General features: G+C 46.2%; 18 protein-coding genes and 4 pseudogenes. 18 read left to right on the plus strand and 4 right to left on the minus strand.

Translation table 11 applies throughout. The features are described from left to right. Positions 1 to 6: 6 nt before the first annotated feature. The 9 genes and pseudogenes from RS881_RS00860 to RS881_RS00895 all read left to right on the plus strand — a co-directional run bounded on the left by RS881_RS00860 (position 7) and on the right by RS881_RS00895 (position 7,585). Positions 7 to 663: a RagB/SusD family nutrient uptake outer membrane protein gene (locus tag RS881_RS00860; RefSeq protein ID WP_315819342.1), complete on the plus strand. Its 657-nt coding sequence runs from the start codon at positions 7 to 9 to the stop codon at positions 661 to 663. Positions 664 to 779: 116 nt separating this feature from the next. After that, positions 780 to 1,622, plus strand: coding sequence for a RagB/SusD family nutrient uptake outer membrane protein (locus RS881_RS00865; protein ID WP_315819343.1), 843 nt, complete (start codon positions 780 to 782; stop codon positions 1,620 to 1,622). A 234-nt stretch (positions 1,623 to 1,856) separates the two neighbouring features. Next, on the plus strand, positions 1,857 to 2,162 hold the full coding sequence (locus RS881_RS00870) for a SusE domain-containing protein (RefSeq protein WP_484557651.1): 306 nt from the start codon (positions 1,857 to 1,859) through the stop codon (positions 2,160 to 2,162). Continuing rightward, a complete protein-coding gene (locus tag RS881_RS00875; RefSeq protein ID WP_315819345.1) occupies positions 2,141 to 2,866 on the plus strand; it encodes a cadherin repeat domain-containing protein in 726 nt (241 codons plus the stop codon). Before RS881_RS00870 ends, RS881_RS00875 begins: the two co-directional genes overlap by 22 nt. 32 nt (positions 2,867 to 2,898) lie before the next feature. After that, positions 2,899 to 4,263 (plus strand): alpha-amylase family glycosyl hydrolase, encoded by a 1,365-nt coding sequence (locus RS881_RS00880; RefSeq protein ID WP_315819346.1) that lies wholly within the window; start codon positions 2,899 to 2,901, stop codon positions 4,261 to 4,263. A 186-nt stretch (positions 4,264 to 4,449) separates the two neighbouring features. Continuing rightward, positions 4,450 to 4,746 (plus strand): annotated as a pseudogene (locus RS881_RS58825) (alpha-amylase family glycosyl hydrolase); the annotation flags it as partial. A gap of 919 nt (positions 4,747 to 5,665) precedes the next feature. Beyond that, positions 5,666 to 5,851 (plus strand): annotated as a pseudogene (locus RS881_RS58830) (Ig-like domain-containing protein); the annotation flags it as partial. A gap of 12 nt (positions 5,852 to 5,863) precedes the next feature. After that, on the plus strand, positions 5,864 to 6,922 hold the full coding sequence (locus RS881_RS00890) for a starch-binding protein (protein WP_315819348.1): 1,059 nt from the start codon (positions 5,864 to 5,866) through the stop codon (positions 6,920 to 6,922). A 171-nt stretch (positions 6,923 to 7,093) separates the two neighbouring features. Next, positions 7,094 to 7,585, plus strand: a complete 492-nt coding sequence (locus RS881_RS00895; RefSeq protein WP_315819349.1) for an SRPBCC family protein — start codon at positions 7,094 to 7,096, stop codon at positions 7,583 to 7,585. Between the two features lie 29 nt (positions 7,586 to 7,614). Here the strand turns inward: RS881_RS00895 and RS881_RS00900 are convergent, their stop codons facing one another. Further along, entirely contained in the window at positions 7,615 to 9,312 is a 1,698-nt protein-coding gene (locus RS881_RS00900; RefSeq protein ID WP_315819350.1) for a right-handed parallel beta-helix repeat-containing protein, read from the minus strand. A gap of 229 nt (positions 9,313 to 9,541) precedes the next feature. Here RS881_RS00900 and RS881_RS61445 point away from each other — a divergent pair, with 229 nt between their 5' ends. Together RS881_RS61445 and RS881_RS61450 are read left to right on the plus strand one after the other, a co-directional pair. Further along, entirely contained in the window at positions 9,542 to 9,781 is a 240-nt protein-coding gene (locus RS881_RS61445; RefSeq protein ID WP_425476338.1) for an SRPBCC domain-containing protein, read from the plus strand. Further along, positions 9,778 to 9,987, plus strand: a complete 210-nt coding sequence (locus RS881_RS61450) for an SRPBCC domain-containing protein (RefSeq protein ID WP_425476339.1) — start codon at positions 9,778 to 9,780, stop codon at positions 9,985 to 9,987. Before RS881_RS61445 ends, RS881_RS61450 begins: the two co-directional genes overlap by 4 nt. A 78-nt stretch (positions 9,988 to 10,065) precedes the next feature. Here RS881_RS61450 and RS881_RS00910 read toward each other — a convergent pair. Further along, positions 10,066 to 11,420 (minus strand): annotated as a pseudogene (locus RS881_RS00910) (PQQ-dependent sugar dehydrogenase). A gap of 553 nt (positions 11,421 to 11,973) precedes the next feature. Between RS881_RS00910 and RS881_RS00915 the strand changes: the two are divergent. Continuing rightward, positions 11,974 to 12,321: a hypothetical protein gene (locus tag RS881_RS00915; RefSeq protein ID WP_315819351.1), complete on the plus strand. Its 348-nt coding sequence runs from the start codon at positions 11,974 to 11,976 to the stop codon at positions 12,319 to 12,321. Positions 12,322 to 13,042: 721 nt separating this feature from the next. On the opposite strand, the gene RS881_RS00920 is transcribed toward RS881_RS00915, so the two are convergent. Together RS881_RS00920 and RS881_RS00925 are read right to left on the minus strand one after the other, a co-directional pair. Then, entirely contained in the window at positions 13,043 to 13,597 is a 555-nt protein-coding gene (locus RS881_RS00920) for a Fic family protein (protein WP_315819352.1), read from the minus strand. Continuing rightward, on the minus strand, positions 13,594 to 13,851 hold the full coding sequence (locus tag RS881_RS00925; RefSeq protein ID WP_315819353.1) for a DUF4172 domain-containing protein: 258 nt from the start codon (positions 13,849 to 13,851) through the stop codon (positions 13,594 to 13,596). Before RS881_RS00925 ends, RS881_RS00920 begins: the two co-directional genes overlap by 4 nt. Positions 13,852 to 14,252: 401 nt before the next feature. Between RS881_RS00925 and RS881_RS00930 the strand changes: the two are divergent. The 6 genes and pseudogenes from RS881_RS00930 (at position 14,253) to RS881_RS00950 (ending at position 19,176) form a co-directional block, all read left to right on the plus strand. After that, positions 14,253 to 15,420: pseudogene (locus RS881_RS00930) on the plus strand (IS110 family RNA-guided transposase). A gap of 674 nt (positions 15,421 to 16,094) precedes the next feature. Continuing rightward, positions 16,095 to 17,273: a tyrosine-type recombinase/integrase gene (locus RS881_RS00935; protein WP_315819354.1), complete on the plus strand. Its 1,179-nt coding sequence runs from the start codon at positions 16,095 to 16,097 to the stop codon at positions 17,271 to 17,273. 87 nt (positions 17,274 to 17,360) lie between these two features. Continuing rightward, complete coding sequence (locus tag RS881_RS00940; RefSeq protein WP_315819355.1) at positions 17,361 to 17,909, plus strand: hypothetical protein; 549 nt, start codon at positions 17,361 to 17,363, stop codon at positions 17,907 to 17,909. Between the two features lie 80 nt (positions 17,910 to 17,989). Then, on the plus strand, positions 17,990 to 18,337 hold the full coding sequence (locus RS881_RS00945) for a type IV toxin-antitoxin system AbiEi family antitoxin (RefSeq protein ID WP_315819356.1): 348 nt from the start codon (positions 17,990 to 17,992) through the stop codon (positions 18,335 to 18,337). Then, positions 18,312 to 18,401 (plus strand): hypothetical protein, encoded by a 90-nt coding sequence (locus tag RS881_RS58835; RefSeq protein ID WP_350340071.1) that lies wholly within the window; start codon positions 18,312 to 18,314, stop codon positions 18,399 to 18,401. Before RS881_RS00945 ends, RS881_RS58835 begins: the two co-directional genes overlap by 26 nt. Then, positions 18,391 to 19,176 carry a nucleotidyl transferase AbiEii/AbiGii toxin family protein gene (locus RS881_RS00950; RefSeq protein WP_315819357.1) on the plus strand — a complete coding sequence of 262 codons (786 nt, stop codon included), beginning with the start codon at positions 18,391 to 18,393 and terminating at the stop codon, positions 19,174 to 19,176. The genes RS881_RS58835 and RS881_RS00950 overlap by 11 nt, the downstream gene beginning before the upstream one ends. Positions 19,177 to 19,438 lie beyond the last annotated feature (262 nt).

Here is a 19,438-nt window from a genome sequence, read left to right on the forward strand (position 1 = left end):
ATTTTAGTGATCATTAAACATTGCGATTATGAAAAACATTTCAATATATACACCGCAGCACTGTTCATGGCGACCATGCTGCTGTCTGCCTGCCACAAGGATCTCGACCTGCAACCTTTAAATGCCAACACTTCCGAAAAGCAATACAGCAACTTCACCGGCTACAAGCAGGTGCTGGCCAAAGTATATGGCTCCTATTCCCTCGTGAGCAGCAGCGGCGTGGGCGTGTCTGATGTGAACATTGCCGGTATCAGCGATGCCGGTACCACCGATTTCATACGTGCCTGGTGGAACCTGCAGGAGCTTACTACCGATGAAGCCCTCTGTGCCTGGAACGATCCACTCCTGCTCAGTTTTCACAACATCAACTGGACCTCCTCCAATGTATTCATCAATGCCGCTTATGCGAGGAGTCTTTTCCAGATCACAGTTGCCAATGAATTCATCCGCGAGTCGACCGACGAGAAACTAACAGCCCGGGGCTTCAAAGAAAATGAGGCAGCTGAGATCCGTCACTTCCGGGCCGAAGCCCGCTTCCTCAGGGCCTTTCAATATTGGGTATTGATGGACCTCTTTGGTAATCCCCCTTCGTTACAGAAGCTGACCCCATTGGCAAATACATACCAAAACAGATCACCAGGGCCGATCTCTTCACCTATATAGAATCAGAACTGAAGGCCATTGATCCCGATCTCGTAGCGCCCCGCCAAAATGAATATGCCCGCGCCGATCGTGGCGCAGCATGGGCCCTCCTCGCCCGCCTCTACCTCAATGCTAAGGTGTATACAGGAACTGATCGTAATACCGAAGCCATTACCTGGGCCAGCAAAGTAATAGAGGCTGGTTACACCTTAAAGTCAAACTACAAAACACTCTTCATGAGCGATAATGACAAGAACAATCCCGAAGTCATTTTGCCCATTGCCTTTGATGCGACCAATTCTCAAAACTATGGTGGTACTACCTTCCTCACATGTTCCTCCCATGGCACCAATCCTGCCGATAACCAGGCCCATGGTATTCCCGGTGGAGGATGGCTAGGCAACCGCAGCACCAAAAACCTGCCCACTGTTTTTGGCGACTATAGCGGTAATGCAGATAAACGCGCCTTATTTGGTCCCGGCAACCTGGAAGTGAACGATGTTATCGTCTTCAATGATGGCCTCAGTGTTTATAAATTCAACAACATCACTTCCGGTGGCGTCATTCCTCCTTCCCCCAATGGCGTATTGTGCAGCATCGACTTTCCTTTATTCCGCCTGGGCGAAATGTACCTCATCTATGCCGAAGCAGTCCTGCGTGGCGGTACCGGTGGTACTACAGCCAGGGCATTGGAATATTTCAACCTCCTGCGCACAAGGGCTTATGGAAATGCCAATGGCAACCTGGGGGCTATTACCATGAATGATATTTTGAATGAGCGGATGCGCGAATTGTATTGGGAAGGATCTCGTAGAACCGATCTTATCCGATATGGACAATTTACCGGCAGCACTTATCTCTGGCCCTGGAAGGGAGGCGTGAAAAATGGTACAGGTGTAGATGCACATTTTGCCTTGTTCCCGATCCCCGCCGCCGAGACCATTGCCAACCCCAACCTGAAACAAAATACCGGATACTAAGGAAAGGTGGGTCGCCCTTTCGGGAACGGCTCACCCTGGTCAATGATGTCTTCGAAAAACCCAGCTTGACAACGTAGTATAAAGCAGTTTATCTAAAGGTTTTTCTTTCGGACTTCCGGTCTTTCCGACTCTAAATTTAAAACACGATTGTATGCGCACAATAGTTAACTATATACTTATCCTCGCAGCAGCACTCTCCTTGTTCTCCTGCAAAAAGATGCAGAGCAATTCGACCTGCAGCCAGGCACTTTTACCACCAATGCCTTAAAGGCTTCTGCTACCGCAGTGGTATTAACACCCGCTAAAGAAAACGATACCGCTATTACCTTTCAATGGTCTGCTGCTGCCTTTGGCAAACAAGCAGCCGTCAGCTACATCCTGCAATTGGCCGTACCAGCCGATACAGCCAATAACTGGGCGAAGGCAAAAGTCTTCACGGTAGATGTCAAAACACTGCGCTATGCTTTCATAGTGAAAGACCTCAACAACCTCTTGAATGGAATGGGACTCACCCCGGTTTGGCCAATACCATTGCCGTAAGGATCAAGGCCAATGTGAACCAATACAATGGTGCGGAATCCACCGTGCCTCCCGTATATTCCAACACACTCACACAGCAGATCACCTCCTATGGCCTTAGCTTGTATGTGCCCGGCGATTACCAGGGATGGAATCCCGGCACTGCGCCACAACTGGCGCCCGTAACCGGCCGTGCCGGATTGTATGAAGGATATGTGAACATAACAGGCAGCGGCGTGCAATACTTTAAATACACCAACTCGCCAGATTGGAACCACACCAACTATGGCGATGGTGGCAGCGGTACCTTCAGTACCGATGGTGCAGCGGCCGGCTTATCCGTACCAGGCCCGGGCTATTATTATTTAACGGCCAACCTCAACAACAATACCTGGACAGCCACCAAAACCACCTGGGGTATTTTAGGCGATGCCTCTCCCGGCGGCTGGACCACCGACACGCAGCTCAGTTACGATGCCAGCGCACAGGTATGGAAGGTAACAGCCAACATGAAACAGAATGGTTCCTTTAAGTTCAGGGCCAACAATGCCTGGGCCCTCGACTTTGGTATTGATGCTGCCGGCAAACTCCAATATGCCGACAATCCCTTCCTGGGCTATACGGCCGGCCTCAACAACCTGGGCGTTCCCGCAGATGGTAATTACACTATTACCCTCGATCTGCATACCGCCGGTAACTATACCTATATACTACATAAGAATTAAAGAGATCAGATAACCCAATTATGAAAATGACTATGTTCACCATATTACTATCCTGGCTACTAATTGCCTGTAGCAAAAAGACGATACGCCTGAAGCTCCACCCCCTACCGCCACCCGATAATACACCCGTTCAATACGGCACACCCTTTGCCCAGGTGCCCGCCCCGGCAGATGCTGTTATTTACCAGGTCAACATCCGGGCCTTTAGTCAGCAAGGGAATTTCCTGGGTGTTATTGCCCGGCTCGATTCTATCAAAGCCCTCGGCGTTAACGTTCTCTACCTGATGCCCATTTACCCGATCGGCAGTGTCAAGGCCGTTAACTCACCTTATTGCATTAAGGACTATACAGCAGTCAACAGTGAATTTGGTACCCTCACCGATCTCCGTGCCCTCGTAGATGGCGCCCACAACAGGAACATGTGTGTCATATTGGATTGGGTGGCCAATCATACCGCCTGGGACAATCCCTGGATCACTGCCCACAAAGAATGGTACATGCAGGATGCAGGCGGTAATGTCATAAGCCCGCCCAATATGGGATGGAATGATGTGGCCCAACTCAACTTTGGCAATGCCGCCATGCGCCTGGAAATGATCAAGGCCATGAAATCCTGGGTATACAACGCCAATGTAGATGGCTTCCGCTGCGACTATACCGATGGCCCGCCCCTCGACTTCTGGAAACAGACGATTGATACCCTCCGGAATATTAAGTCCCATAAGCTGCTCCTGATGGCCGAAGGATCACGCAATACCAACTATACGGTGGGCTTTGATTACAACTTTGGCTTTGGCTTCTTCGGCCAGCTGAAAGCTATCTATAACAACAACCGGTCGGCCCTCACCATCGACAGCCTCAACCAGGCTGAATACATAAACGCCACCAGTGGCCAGCAGATCATCCGGTATATTTCTAACCATGATGTAAATGGCGCAGAAGGCACGCCACTCGAATTGTTTGGTGGGGTCAAAGGATCTATGGCTGCTTTCACCATCGCTACCTGCATGAAGAGCGTACCCATGATCTACAACGGACAGGAAGTAGGCATGGCCGACAGGATACCTTTTCCCTTCACCAGCGTAAAGATCGACTGGACAAAGAACCAGGATATCACGGCAGAACATAAAAGGCTTATTGCATTCAGGAACAGCAGCGCAGCTACCAGGCGTGGCCAGTTGACCCCCTACAGCAATGCAGATGTTTGCGCTTTCACCAAAGTACTCAACGGTGAAAAAGTATTGGTCATAGTAAACCTGAGAAATACAACGATGAGCTACAGCGTGCCTGCGGCCATAGCCGGTAACTGGAAGAATGCTTTTGGCGGAGCCAGTGTTAACATGACCGGCCAGCTATCTCTGCAGCCCTATGAATACAGGGTACTGCAAAGCCCATAGCTATTTAAACTTTACAAATATGAAAGAACACTAACATTGCTTGCTCCTGCATGGAGCAAAAAGGCCTTCTATTGTATCTACGTCACCTTTAGTTTGCTTCTGTTGCAGGGTTGTCCTGCGCATGCCCAGGATCCGCCTCAATACGGTACGCCCTATGCTGGTGTGCCCGATCCCCGCGATGTGAACATGTACCAGGTGCATATTCGTCCTTATAGTGCCGCAGGCAACCTGGCCGGCGTTACTGCCCGCCTCGATGCCATCAGGGCCCTTGGTACCAATGTCATTTATTTAATGCCCCATTATCCCAATGGCACAGACTCTCGCAGCTCCATCTCACCTTATTGCATCAAAGACTTCAAAGGGGTGGGTGCAGAATACGGCAACCTTACCAACCTGCGGGCCTTGGTAGATGGTGCTCACAGCAGGGGCATGGCCGTGATCCTCGACTGGGTGGCCAACCAAACTTCCTGGGACCATCCCTGGATCACCCAGCATCCCGATTGGTATGTACGCGATGGCAACGGCGTCATCCAACCTCTCAACCCTTTCCCTGATGTAGCAGCACTCAACTTCAGCAGCAGCGCCATGCGCACCGAAATGATCAACTCCATGCGCTATTGGGTATTCGCTGCCAATGTAGATGGTTTCCGGTGTGATTATGCCAACAATGCTCCCCTTGATTTCTGGACACAGGCCATCAACAACCTAAGAGGAATCACCACCCATAAACTCTTGATGTTTGCCGAAGGCGATCGCTTAGAGAATTTCAATGCCGGCTTCGATATGAACTTTGGCGATCAATGGTATTATGATGCCATCAGGCAAATTGCCGGTGGTGCTTCCGTAGCCCAAATTCAGACCACCACCAACACCGAATACACTTTCGCCGGCGCCAGCCAACAGGTGGTAAGATATACCGCCAACCACGATACTGAAGGCGATGCCACACCCTTCAGTGTTTTCCAGAACCATGCAGGCGTGGTCGTCAACTTCCTGGTATCTGCCTATATGAGAGGTGTTCCATTCTTAACCAGTGGGCAGGAGGTAGGCCACAACCAAACCATTCCCTGGCCTTATACCTCCGTAAAAATAAACTGGAGCGCCAACCCTACAATTGCAGCCGATTTTACCACAGTCCTCAACTTCAGGACCACCAGCACAGCCATCCGTCGCGGCGCCATGACCAACTATTCCAATACCAACGTATGCGCCTTCACCAAAATATCCGGCAGTGAAAAAGTGGTCGTCATGGCCAACCTGCGCAACAACACACAGACCTTTGTGATCCCTGCTGCATTGGCAGGCAGCTATGTGGATGCTTATTCCGGCGCATCCGTAACATTGACTTCGAGCAACCCAATCACTGACCAATTTTCAATACCGCGTATTGACCAATGCCAACGTGCCCACTGTACCCGTAACAGGTGTAAGCGTATCGCCCACCAGCACCAGCATCAAAGCAGCCACTACTACACAGCTTACTGCTACCGTAGCGCCAGCCAATGCTACCAACCAATCAGTCAACTGGTCATCTGGCAATACGGCTGTTGCTACAGTAAGTGCCAGCGGTCTGGTAACCGCCATTGCAGCCGGTACTGCCGTGATCACCGCCACCACGGTAGACCAGGGCAAAACAGCCACATCTACCATTACCGTCACACCGGCAAACACCTTCACCGTTAATTTCTACAAACCCACCAGCTGGGGTACCGCAATAATGATATATTGGTGGGATGCGCTACCTGCGGGCTCATTACCCAATGGTACCTGGCCGGGCGTGAATATGACAAATGCCGGGAACGGTTGGTATAGCTATACTTTCACCAACATTACCTCCACCAACCTCATCTTCAATGATGGCGCCAACCAAACCGCCGATCTCAACAGGGATAAAACTGGCTGGTACCTCAACGGCGCCTGGTATGATACCAATCCCGGCAATCCTGGTACCATTACTTACTACCAGATCCAGAACCGCTGGCAACCTACCTACTTTTTGTATGATGGTGGCAATGGACAGGTAAAGTATGGCGCCAACCCCGGTACCAATCAGGCCTACCAATGGTTACAGGAGGATGCCGGCAGTGGTTATGTATTATTAAAGAACCGCAGCAGCGGCAAATACATTCATATAGAAAACCAGAATGGGTCAGTACAATGCAGTACCATCACCCCGGGCTGGTATAGCGCCATGTGGTCCATTGCTGCCGCGCCCGATGGTTGGAACTATATCCAGAACAGGTGGCAAACTTCCCAGTGGATCAACATAGAAGGCCTTCTGGGATATGCACAATACAGCGGCGCACAGGCAGGCTGGCATAGTGCGATGTGGAAGTTCGTGAACCCTATTACCGGTCTGATGGCCAGTGTCTCCACTTCCACATTGACTGCTTCCTTAACAGGCGATGAAATAGCGAATACCCCCACTGTAAAGCTATTCCCCAACCCATCCACCAGTGGGTATTTCTTTATCGACCTGCCCCCATTACAGCACGGCAGCCGCACAACCATTGCCGTCCGCAATATCAGGGGTAAACTCATGATGCAGCAAAATATCACCGGCTCATCCAAGGTGCAGCACCACCTCCCTGCCGGTGTGTATTTTATCAATATACTTTCTGGTCAGCTAAATGAGAGCAGGAAGCTGATCGTTCAGTAAGAGGTAATAATGGGTATCTGCAAAACATCCGATTACCTTGATGGCCACTGGTTCACTGGTGGCCATCTTTTTAATACTGCGCTGGCAGCGTGCATGAACACTTACTATATATTGATTGTAGTAAGGGATATATTTCGCCAACCTGTATTTTAATAAAAATTAGTCAGGAATATGAGTGATCAATTTAATAAAACTGTTCATATCAATGCCCAACCCGCCGCTATCTGGATGGCCTTAACCGATCCGGAGCAAATGAAACAATGGATGGGTGAACCGGAAATGGACTTGGAGGTCGAAACCAGTTGGCAGGTAGGTAGCCCCTTCCTGATCAGCGGATTTCACCATGTGCGGTTTATTAATAAGGGAACCTTACTCCAATATGATCTTCATAAAACCCTTCAGTATACCCACCTGAGTTCCATATCCCGGCTGTCTGATAAGCCAGAACATTATACCTGGTTCAAATTTGAACTGGCGCCAGTAGAAACAGGCACTGCATTAACCCTCACCATTGATAATTTCCCTACAGCGGTGATCTATCAGCACCTGAACTTTTACTGGCGAACAACCCTTGAAAAGATCAGATTATTTGTAGAAGCCCAGGCAGGGGCGCCTGTCAGTCCCACCCAACCAGGTATTGGGCAACTTGCCCAGGGATCATGATGGTTTGTGTAAGCTCATGTCTTCTTATTTTAATGCGTGTTGTTTTTCTCCCAGATGGGTGCGCTAAAAGTTACGCCAAACCGCTTTCCATGTTCCCGGCTATTGCAGGGATAGGGTATTACCTCATTGTCCGCAAGTTGTAACTCCAAAACCGAGGTGCATACAATGCCCGGGTAGGGCGATTTTTGGATCGTATTGTGATGAACATTGATTTGGCTAAAAGCGCCAGCCAGGGGAACCTGTGCTAGTCCATTGGCACAAAATACCGACAGCACACCTGGCGGCATGCCCTGGTTGGTTTTTTCAAACATGCATTCAGAAAGGCGGTTGTATTTGATCTCCACATGGTACGCAAAACCTCCACCCATCCAGTGAATTTCGGGCCCTACTAAAATACCATTCATAGCTGTTCCCGTAATTTCATTGTTGTGCACCAGGCCATTGCCGCTTTTGATGAGAATACCGCGTGACCGGTTATACCCCACTTTGTTGTTGCGGATGACAAACCCTTTGCCCGTATGGTTTTCATTGTAAACAACATCGCCAATGCCCATGCCTGGCAAGCTATCCAGTTTTATACGAGCCCCTTTTGTATAACTGGTTTTAAACAGCAGATCCGGATATAGCGCTACGATGGCCTGTTGCTCTGCGGCCGTAGGAACGTAGGGGTCCACCGATTGGATTTTCATTTGACCACCCTTAACACCTGCATACAATACCTGTTGTAGCGTATCGCCTACGTAGAACACCGGATTGGCTTCCCTGCTTAAAACATAGATCGTTTGCGTCGCGCTATCAATTTTGCAAACGGGAAATGAACGTCCGCATACAATGATACAATCATCCCCATTGTGTTTTACCTCACAGTTTTCTACCAATGGGCCAATACTGGCCAGGCTGCTATGGATGCCATCTGCATTTCCTGAGCGCAACCGGGCTTTGATACCAGCTGGCACTGGCCCTCTCAAAACTTTGCAACGATTGTAATGCGAGGCGCTGCAGTTTCTTTCAAAGAAAGAAAAGCTATTTGACCCGTAGATCGTGATATCCTGTACCGTAGCATTTTGACATTTTTCAAGTTGAAAGGCATGGGCGGCAGGATTGACCTTGGTAGATACTACATCCAGCACTACCAGGTCGCCTACTGCTTCATTGGCAACCCAGGCAGCCTGCTTGGTTAATTTGAACCTATTGGTGCCAATCTTTTCAAAAGCTGCATAATGCCCTTCGCCGGTGGTGATGCTGTTTTTAAGTTGCCTGGTGGCCGGATCATAAAATTGCACCCGGGTATTTTTTACCTGATCAACCGCGTACCCTTCGTCTATCTCCACCTCAAACCATAAATTTTTCACAGCATCTTTAGCCACAATCGTTCCTTGCGTAAAACAAAGCGGATCGTAATCAATGGAAAAACCAGATACCGTTATATTGGTACAGTTATAAAACTTAAATGCCAACTCTTGCGAATTGCAAATGATAGAGGCGCCATAGCCATTGATCGTTACATTATTGAGGTTGCTAAACTGATACGCGCCATGCGTTAAATTGTTGAGCAGGTAGGTGCCCGGTGGAATAGTAATAACCGGATTGTTCTTTTGTGCATCCAGGATGGGCTTTAACCCGGGTAGTTGTTGCGTTGGCACTGAAGTCGTATCCCCAACAAATGCCTGCACAAAGTAATTGGATACCAATAATAACAATAAGATAAAGGGGGTGATTTTTTTCATACGGCAATGCTTATGATAACAAGTAACAGCAAAAAGCCATTGCCTACCCTTGAAAATAACTCCTATTTTTAGTGGGAATGTTCCCATCTTCAGGGAATGTTCCCATGCCATCTGCGGAAACCTGCCTGTTCAACAGCCAATGTCGCATTGACCCTTTAGTTTGTCCCATTCAACCTCTATCGAAACCCCATTTTACTTCCATCTTTGTTGTGCAATAAAAATTCATTGTATGTCAAATAATGTTTCACTACACAGAGTACTTAAAGCTTCTCCCGAAAAAGTATTCCGCGCATTTACAGAAGCTACCGCCATCGCTTCCTGGTTACCACCTTATGGATTCCTTTGTACTGTCCACAATATGGAAGCAGTACCCGGCGGCTCCTTTAAAATGTCATTCCATAATTTCTCAACTGGCAACAGCCATTCATTCGGGGCGTTTACCTGGAGATCAAACCTAACGAGTTTTTGAAATATACCGATAAGTTTGACGACCCCAACCTGCCAGGAGAAATGGTTACCTCCGTATGGCTTCGGAAAACCATCGTGGGAACTGAAATAAAAATTACTCAGGAAGGAATTCCTGCCGTTATACCTGCTGAAATGTGTTATTTAGGCTGGCAGGAATCACTGGAAAAGCTGGCTAAGCTGGTAGAACCTGAAATCCCGGATGCTTAAGCGGGAAAGATGTTTTACGCCCACAAATTATTGTTAGGAAAAAGGCACCTGGCCATCCCATGCCAGGTGCTTGATTATTTATAATGCCCCATTTTTTATTCGGATCAGTTTGCCATTGATCTCATCAGAAAGTATATACAATTTGCCGGCGGGACTTTGTGCCACTTTCCGAATCCTTAGCCGGCTATCTGTAAAAAGTTCCTCGGCGCCTTTAATAGTTTCCCCTTCTATTACCAGGCGCCATAAGCTACCCCTGGATAGACCGCCAACGAGTAGGTTCCGGTTCCAGACGGCAAACTCTTTCCCTGAATAAAAATGCAGGCCTGTGGGGGCTACGGTTTGCAGCCAGTAGTAGGCAGGATCGGTATAGATACTCCCCGCAACAGGTTGAGGTGCATATTCGGCATAACGGTATTTGCCCGTTGTTTTTACCGGCCAGCCATAATTGGCCTTTGCTTTCAGCACATTGATCTCATCTCCCTGATGCGTACCATGCTCGCTGAACCATATTTTGCCTGTCACCGTATCAAGCGTGAGCCCTTGTGCGGCCCTGATGCCGGTTGCATAGAGGCCAGGTGTGGCTTTCCCTCCAAAATCAGGATTGTCGGACGGGATGGTTCCGTCAGGGTTGATCCGATAGATCTTGCCCCGCCTGTCCTGTATGTCCTGAGCTATTGGAACAGCGGGTTGATCTTTTTCCGTGAACAGGCGTTCGCCGATCGTAAAATACAACTTGCCATCTTTACCAAATACCATCCCGCCACCATAATGAAAACGTTCATGCGTATAGGGTTCTGCTACAAAAAGCACTTTTATATGTTGTAAAGAGTTATCCTCCAGTACAGCCCTGATGATCTTGGTGGTTCTTGCAGTACCTTTTTGGCGGCGTATGATAGGTAGATGTATTTGTTGTTGCTAAAATCGGGGTCAAGTAGTACCTCAAATTTGCCAGTATTATCGCCTGGGCCACTGAGACTGTCTTCCATATCTGCCGGGAACCCGGTGATCCTGGTCTTTTCTTTCTTCACTAGATTGATCTTTACGAGATCGCCCTCTTTTTCCGACACCAGGGCCTCTTCTTCCGCAATAAAAGCAATGCTCCAGGGGCGTTTCAATCCATCCAGGATTGTTTCTTTTTCGAGCCGTATGACATTTATATCAAATGTTTTGTGGGGTGTGCGGGTGGATACCTTATCGGCAATTACCCAACCTTCATCCGTCTTCATGAGGTTGAAATAGTCCGTAAACAAGTCGCGCGCTGTGCTGATCTCTACTTTGGCGCTGCCCATATTATTGGTAATATCAACAGAAACAATACGGGTACTCAGGTTTTGGGGCCGGGGGCGTGGCTTGAACAAACCCAGGTACTGGCTTCTGGAATATTCGACAAATTTTCCGTTGCCGTAGTTCTTGAGGCGACAGGAGGCATGCATGGCTTTGCCCAGTTGCGCCGTATCCCCGTTGCCCAGCCATCAAAATAGAGCTGGATCATGCCTTCTATCTGTTGTCTTTCGGTAGGTGGATTTTGGGAAAAGGCAGGGATTAGACTAACTGCTAAACAGGTTACCAGGATCAATTTCTTCATTGTAAAGTATTTTGGATGAGCAGAACGGGCTATTGGCCGTTCGCCCTCAAAAGTCAGTTATACTGCTACAGGGGAGGTCCTGGAAAACAGATTCCGGCGTACGGTTTTATAAATCCGGACGAGGGGATGGGGGTTAAATGCCGGACGGGACGCCCTTGGGGTGGTTGAACAGTTGAAGATCAGGTCAACCTATTTCAGTGGAAGACACTTAATTGACCATTTGGTTGTGATTGTATTGATTGCTACATGGGTTTGCGTCAACCGACTGAAGAACAAGGGCAACACTAAATTTTTTTTCGATTATGTTGCTTATTTTTAAGTAGGGTTGACATTCCATAATGCTTACACGAAAGCAAAGCCCACGAACGTTGGCGGTCTTTGTAAACAAACACTTAAAATCTATGTGGGCAAAAATCATTTTTACGACTTCTTTTCTTATAATGACGCAGTTAGTTTTTGGGCAATCAGTGTTACAGCGCAAAACAAACTGGACTGTTTCAGAAGTTAAAGAATGGGCAGAAAATAATAAGACTTATCCAACTTGGCACGGTTGGCTTTTATACCAGGGTTCAGACACAGTAACTCATCATTTTATTTCAAGGGTAATGGACGAATGGATATGGTTCAATATCAAGCGTACAGACCTTATGCTCAAAGAAGAACGACCATACAAAAAGACTTCATCAGCACCTTTAGGAAATTATTATGTTGATGCCATGAAGGACTTTCTCAAGATCAAAGATTACTGATGTCAGCTTGCATCTTAAATAGGGGATAATGTTAGTTATAAAAACTCATTTAAACCACCGCCTTCCCGACTGTTTGAAAATTGCTAAAAATAACAATGAGGAAGTATCAAAAATAAAATTAGGGCTTGAGAATCGCTTAAACGGCCTCAAGTCTCCGACAGGGACCCGAATAAAAGAGGGTGTATATACTTTTGAGTTCCTATGTTTGCTCGCTCCCCCAAGCAGACAAGCCTTGAATGAATTGGTCGATGATTTAGAGGCTTTTGCGAATTTACCCGACATGACAGAGTGACGGAAATATCCATCGAAAATGTATTGAAAGAAGCGCTCCCTAAAGATTGAACCATCAAGGATTTCTTGATAGTCGACGGAATGATTCATCAGCTCTTTAGCGTGCGGTAACGAAGACTGGTTGGGTGAAATTAAAGGTTGACCTTATATTTCGTACTGCGCCCCCGCCTTCACCGAAAAGAATGAATGCGCTTATTTCAAGTAGCTCTTGCAAATCCCTCGTAGCCGTAGCTTTGGACGCTTTTGAGATAGAACTGTATTTACCGGCGTTCATGCCGCCCTCAAAACCTTTTGGCCCTTCTTCCAGCATCTTTTTGATGACCGTAAGCTGTCGGTTATTAAGCCGATCTCTGAAGCGATCAAAAATTTCACTTTTTCAGCGTGAAATCAATTTGCTCTTCTGCCTCTATCTGCGCATCCAGCGTGGTCTTTATGAAGTAATGTATCCAAGGTGTGATCTCATTAGACCTTTGCGCTTCCTGAAGGGCATCGTAATAAGCCTTTTGTTTGCTTCTATCGTGCGGGACAAGCTGAGAAGAACTGGACGGTCTATTCCTTGTGATAAAGCCTTTTCCACAATCGCTCGGCCTATACGGCCATTGCCATCTTCAAATGGATGAATGGTTTCAAAATACAAATGTGCAATAGCTGAACGGACGGGTGCTTTTTTGATTTCTTTCCTGCTGCCCGGTGCGGTTTCATTGAACCAGGAGATAAATTGTTCCATTTCCTTTGGCACCCGTGCCGAGGGCGGTGCTTCATAGTGAACTTTTTGCTTACCCATCGCTCCTGAAATAACTTGCATAGGCTCTTCATGAATACGCCATGCACCGACTTCAATTCCTTCACTTGCGGGCAATAACATTCGGTGCCAGGCAAATAGCTTTTCTTGTGTGAGCTCTTCCTTATAGGTATTACGCACATCAATCATAAGTTCGCCGATTCCTACAGCCTTTTTATCCTTGATATGTTCAGGGCTGCTCACCAAGCCCAAATTTTTCTTATGGAAGAAAGAACATCTTTGCGGCTTAGGTATTCGCCTTCTATTTCGGATGTTTTGATAGCTTCGGTCACCATCATGTCAATGATGGCTTCCATCTGTATTTCTTCCGGCAATGCTTTTAATATACCCGTGATGTGCCCTGTCTTTTCTGCAAACATAAATAAGTCGTCCTCAACTCCTTTAAGGTTGTAGGAAAACCCGGGCCAGTCTCTTAGTTGCCAATTATAATGTATCATGAGCCGATTATAGCGTTTATTCGGCTCAAATGTATTAAAAAAGTGAGCCGATTGGAATAAATATTCGGCTCATGGAGTTTTGAGAACAATGACTTTAATGGCTGGTCGAGGTCTCGGAACCATTCGGTAAAACGCCGTAGAGGTTTACGCCCCGTTCCTCACAAAATCTGAAATATGGGTATGATCATACATCCAAAGCATACTGTTTCCCGAAGGAGTTTTCTACTGCGTCAAAATTTTAAGGCTGTACACCCATAGGACACCTGTAAAGTGACCCCATGCTATAAAATTGGTTGTAAGCATACACAAAAACATTGATTCCTTTTGAGCACCCGCGCCCATGAAAAGTGTGAGCCGTTGAAAAATGGTAACTTTCCTATATACAAAACAAGGAGGTTACTATGGTAAAGTCAACAATTGAGTTTGACCAGGTAGTAGCTGCAGGCTGCGGTCTGGACGTTCATAAGAACAGTGTGGTAGCCAGTATTGGAGGTCAAGGGATAGTGGAAGAAACCCGAAGTTTTGAGACTTTTACTGCTTCTTTAGAGCAGTTGCGCCATTGGTTAAAGCAAACTGGTATTACCCACGTAGCCATGGAGAGCACCAGTGTTTACTGGAAGCCTGTCTATAATATCCTGGAAGAAGACTTCGAGATCCTGCTGGTTAACGCCCGGCATGTAAAAAATGTGCCTGGCCGCAAAACGGACAAGGCCGATAGCCGTTGGCTGACCAAATTATTGCTCAGTGGATTATTGAGCGGCAGCTTCATTCCACCTTCAGACATAAGAGAAATGCGAGACTTGTTCCGCTATAAAAAGAAACTCACCGGTCAGATTGCTGCCGAGAAGAACCGCCTTCAAAAGATACTGGAAGACGCTAACATCAAGCTCGGCAGTGTCATCAGTGATGTGTTTGGCAAAAGTGGGTCAGCTGTGATCGATGCCATCATTGGCGGCCAAACAGATCCTGCTGTTTTGACCTCCCTGGCCCTTGGTCGGGTAAAAGCATCCAAAGACACCTTGCATAAATCCCTGCAGGGGCGTATCACTGCTCATCATCGCTTCATGCTCAAGACAATCAAAAAGTCTATAGCCCAAATACAGGCAGTTATCGCAGACGTTGACCAGGCGATCGACGAACATCTGCAAAGTCACCAACTGTCTGTTGATCTGCTGCAAACCATACCAGGAGTTGGGAAAGATAGTGCCGCTACTATCATTAGTGAAATTGGTGACAATATGGAGGCTTTCCCATCTTCACATCACCTTGCATCGTGGGCTGGTATTAGTCCTGGCAATAATGAAAGTGCTGGTAAAAAAAAGCGGCCGAATAACAAAAGGCAACCCCCAACTCAAAACCGTTCTAGTAGAATGTGCCTGGGCTGCTACACATTGCAAGGGCGAGGGAAAGGACTACCTACGTAACAAATATTATAGCCTCGCGGTACGAATAGGCGCTAAAAAGGCGCTCATCGCTATAGGGCATAAGATCCTGTGTGCAGTCTGGCATATGATTAAAGACAAGCAACCTTTTACACAACCCGATCCAATTGTATTACAACAAAAATAAAAACCAAACAGCTTAATGCATATCTGCAGAAGATCAAACAACTCGGATATGAAGCTGTATTGCAACCTTAAAGGCCGAGGCTTTACTGGTATATAAACCGGCACAAAAACTGGCTTCACCTATCAAGCATCCGCAGCTGTGCCTCAGAGCACGTAGAAAAAAATTTGATCCCTTGATAGGTTGATAAGGAACTTCTTGAAGGCTTTTCAGAAAAAGCCCGTAAACATTACGTTTACAGGCTCCATTTGATTCTTTCGCTCCCCCTGTTGGACTTGAACCAACGACCCTCTGATTAACAGCCACGAAAATGGCTTAATCAGGGCTTGCCGGGGCTTACTTGGATTAACTTAACTATTTAAATATCAACCATTTAATGTTTTTGACTAATTTGATCAAAGCCTTCTGAAGGCCATTTAACGGGACTTTGCTGGCAAATTGTTGGCAAATTTTGGAGGTCGGAGAGCCATTTGTGAACACGAAAAATTTAGTCAAATGTCATTTAGTATTTCGATCAGCCTGGACACGCGCCGGGCCAAAAAAAAACAGGGAAGTTTCCGGTAAAGTTGTTGGCAATTTTTAACCGCAAGTCACAGCGTTATCAGACGATTTATGACTTAAGTGAGGCAGAATTCAAGGCTTTGCCCTCTAAGCAAAAATCAGAGTGCCTGAAAAAGATGCAGGAATGCTTCAAACAATTGCAGCGAAAAGCCGAGGAAGCGGCAGCAGATCTTCACCCATTCACGTTCGCGGGATTCGAGAAGGTGTTTATACTAAACAATCCTTCTTTTCACCAGCGGAAAACCATCAAGGAAATAGCTGAACTCGAAAATCATCCCTTCAACCAGGTCATGTATGATAACCGGTTCCCTATTTTCCGGTTGCCCAAGCCGGAGCCGGACACGATCCTGGCGGTATTTCTATTTTATATTAGCAAACTTTTGAACGAGCACCGCATCCGTACAGCCGCCCATTATCAAACAACTTACAATGTCCTTGCCCGCTTTAGCGGCAATGTTCGTTTCGTTGATATCAATGTCATCTATCTTAAGCGTTTTGAAGCCTGGATGCTGGAGCACAAATATTCCAAAACTACTGTGGGCATCTACACCCGCTGTCTACGTGCTTTATTCAACGAAGCAATATTCCAGGGCATTATCAAAGGGAAAGCTGCTACCCCTTCGGCCGCCGGCTTTACCAACCCCTACTTCGAGGAACATCAAAAGGCGCTTACCCTGGAAGATGTAAGTAAGATCTATTATTACCAGCCACAATCAGAACGGGAGCGGAAGGCCAAGGACTTTTGGTTGTTTTCTTACCTGGCTAATGGAATCAACCCTACAGATATAATGCATCTTAAATACAAAAATATCGAGGGCGAGTACTTGGTATTTGAGCGTGCAAAGACAGTAAACTCCACCCGGCTGGATCCCCGGCCAATAACAGTCTTTGTATCAGATGATTTGCAGAAGATCATTGACTATTGGGGTAACAAGGATAAAAACCCGGAGAATTACATCTTTCCTTGGATGGAGCATAATATCACTCCTTTGCGTCAAGTGGAATTGTGCGAGCTGTTTGTCCAGGCTATCAACGACTGGATGCGTAAGATCAGAAAGAAGCTGGGCATTGAAAAGAAAGTGACCACCTATGTAGCCAGGCATACCTTCTCCACCATCCTGAAGAGGTCGGGTGTAAGTACTGAGTTCATTCAGGAATCACTGGGCCATACCAGCATGAAGACCACTGAAAGCTATCTTGACAGCTTCGAGAAGTCGGTAAAGAAGGAATATTCGCTGAAGTTGGTGGCTTTTAAATCGGGCAGTTCAAATTATAACAATGTTCATGAATCATGAACATTGTTATAATTTGAACAAAATTGATCAGAAATCAAAAATGTTCATTAATTTTGGAGCGTTCATGAATCATGAACAAAATAAAAAATGAACACATTTAAAGAAATACATGCTGAAAAACAGCTTCTGCAAACAGCCATTAAAGTACTTAATGGCCTGACTGGCAGTAAGATAAAGGAGATTCCCCTGCCGGAAGAAAATCGAGAGATAGATGCACGGATTACGATTAGATTTGCTGGAGTAGAGCACACTTTCAATGTAGAGCTAAAAGGGGAAGTAAGACAAAGCCAGGCATTGCGGATAATTGAACAGTTTGGGAAGAATAAAAATCAATGGTTATTGATAGCCAGGTATATTCCCCTGCCGCTGAAGGACTATTTTAAAGGTTTTGGTATAAACTATCTGGAGTTATCAGGTAATTGTTATATAAACGTCAAAGGCATATTCATATATGTGGCCGATCAGAAGGTGACATCTATCCGGGAAGTAGCCAGGGGAAAACTTTGGAAATCCACAGGTTTAAAGTTCCTAATGGCTATTATTAACGATCCTGATTTATTAGAGGCATCTTACCGAGAAATTGCTTCTGCCGCCGGGATCGCCTTAGGTAATATCGGGCCATTATTGGGGAGTTAAAGGAAGGAGGTTACACATTTAAGACAGGGAATACTGAAAAACTTGCCAATCGCGGAAAGCTAATCACTCGCTGGACTGAAATGTTCGATGTCACATTGCGACCAAAGCAATTAAGAGGAAAGTTTCGATTTCTGCGGCCAGAAAGCACTAAAGAGTGGCAAAATGTAAAGTATCCAGGGATTTATTGGGGAGGTGAACCCGGCGCGGCGTTACTTACAGGCCACTTGGTTCCTGAACATTTTACCATTTACTCAGAAAAATCAGGAAATGAGTTGTCAAAAATGCTTGGCATTGTCCCCGACAATAACGGTAACATCACGATACTAGAAAAATTTTGGGGGAATTACCAGGAGATAATGCCAATACCGAACATGATGAAAAAGCGATCCCAGCCCCGCGTTATTGATATATGCAGATCTGGCCAATGATCTGGACAGTCGTAATAAAGAAATGGCTGAAAGAATGAAAGAAACATACTTAAATGACAAATAATATTATAAATGGAGTTGCGCTGGAAATGCTGGCCGCATTTGAAGAGGTACTGAAAAAGTTGGAAATTGATTTTTACCTGGTGGGTGCGTTGGCAAGAGATATTGGCCTTTGGGCTAACCCAAGCTTTGCTTCCAAAAGAGCAACTAAAGATGTTGATATTGCAATACTTCTTGCAAGTGAACAGCAATTTTACCAGGTAAAGCAGGCTTTGCTTGAAACAGGCAATTTCACAGCACATGAAACGGAGCCCATAAAATTGTTCTACAAGAATGCTGTCGAACTGGATTTATTGCCATTCGGAGATATCGAAAATGAAGGCAGGGAAATTAAACTTGCAAAACCAAGATTATTTGTGATAGATGTGCCGGGCTTCCAGGAAGTATTTCCCGATGTTGAACAGTATACACTCAATAATGGAATAAGCTTGAAGGTATGTCCATTGGAAGGCCTCATCTTATTGAAGCTTATCGCCAACGACAACGAACCCAGTCGAACAAAAGACATTACAGACATAGAACACATCATCTCTGTATATTTTGACCTAAAGGAAACTGAGATTTATGAAGAATACCTCGATGTAATGGATAATTATGGCGTTTACCAACCAGATTACCTACGAGTTATTAGTGCAAGAGTAATAGGCCGAAAAATAGCTAACATGCTTGATGGCTCCGATGATCTGCGTGAGCGGCTGTTGGTCATTCTTGATCGAAAAACTACCGGTTTACACTGGCCCGAGATTGCAGCGGGCATAAGGGATATACATCCACAGTAAGCACTACGTTTTGTAGTCAGTCTTTCTTCACAAGAAGCAAATATTCTTCGTAGGATGATAGTGTTTAAAATAACAAACAAAATCACACCGTCTGTTTAATATTTCAAACATTATAAAGAACCTGAACCCTTATAACAGAAAGGAAGCTTTTGACCTATTCAGTTACTTTAGCTGGAAACCTTTGCAAATATTATAACTATGTAAAAGTTACACATATACCCCTACCTGTGATTTCCTTTGGACGTTATTTCTTAAATTTCAG

The sequence above is a fragment of the Paraflavitalea speifideaquila genome, assembly GCF_032395985.1.
GTDB classification, from domain to species: Bacteria; Bacteroidota; Bacteroidia; order Chitinophagales; family Chitinophagaceae; genus Paraflavitalea; species Paraflavitalea speifideaquila.

Coding starts and splice junctions, on each gene's coding strand:
- RS881_RS00880 (WP_315819346.1), top strand. CDS start 2,899: ATGTTCACCATATTACTATCCTGGCTACTAATTGCCTGTAGCAAAAAG.
- RS881_RS00895 (WP_315819349.1), top strand. CDS start 7,094: ATGAGTGATCAATTTAATAAAACTGTTCATATCAATGCCCAACCCGCC.
- RS881_RS00900 (WP_315819350.1), bottom strand. CDS start 9,312: ATGAAAAAAATCACCCCCTTTATCTTATTGTTATTATTGGTATCCAAT.
- RS881_RS61445 (WP_425476338.1), top strand. CDS start 9,542: ATGTCAAATAATGTTTCACTACACAGAGTACTTAAAGCTTCTCCCGAA.
- RS881_RS00915 (WP_315819351.1), top strand. CDS start 11,974: ATGTGGGCAAAAATCATTTTTACGACTTCTTTTCTTATAATGACGCAG.
- RS881_RS00925 (WP_315819353.1), bottom strand. CDS start 13,851: ATGATACATTATAATTGGCAACTAAGAGACTGGCCCGGGTTTTCCTAC.
- RS881_RS00935 (WP_315819354.1), top strand. CDS start 16,095: ATGCAGGAATGCTTCAAACAATTGCAGCGAAAAGCCGAGGAAGCGGCA.
- RS881_RS00940 (WP_315819355.1), top strand. CDS start 17,361: ATGAACACATTTAAAGAAATACATGCTGAAAAACAGCTTCTGCAAACA.
- RS881_RS00945 (WP_315819356.1), top strand. CDS start 17,990: ATGTTCGATGTCACATTGCGACCAAAGCAATTAAGAGGAAAGTTTCGA.
- RS881_RS00950 (WP_315819357.1), top strand. CDS start 18,391: ATGACAAATAATATTATAAATGGAGTTGCGCTGGAAATGCTGGCCGCA.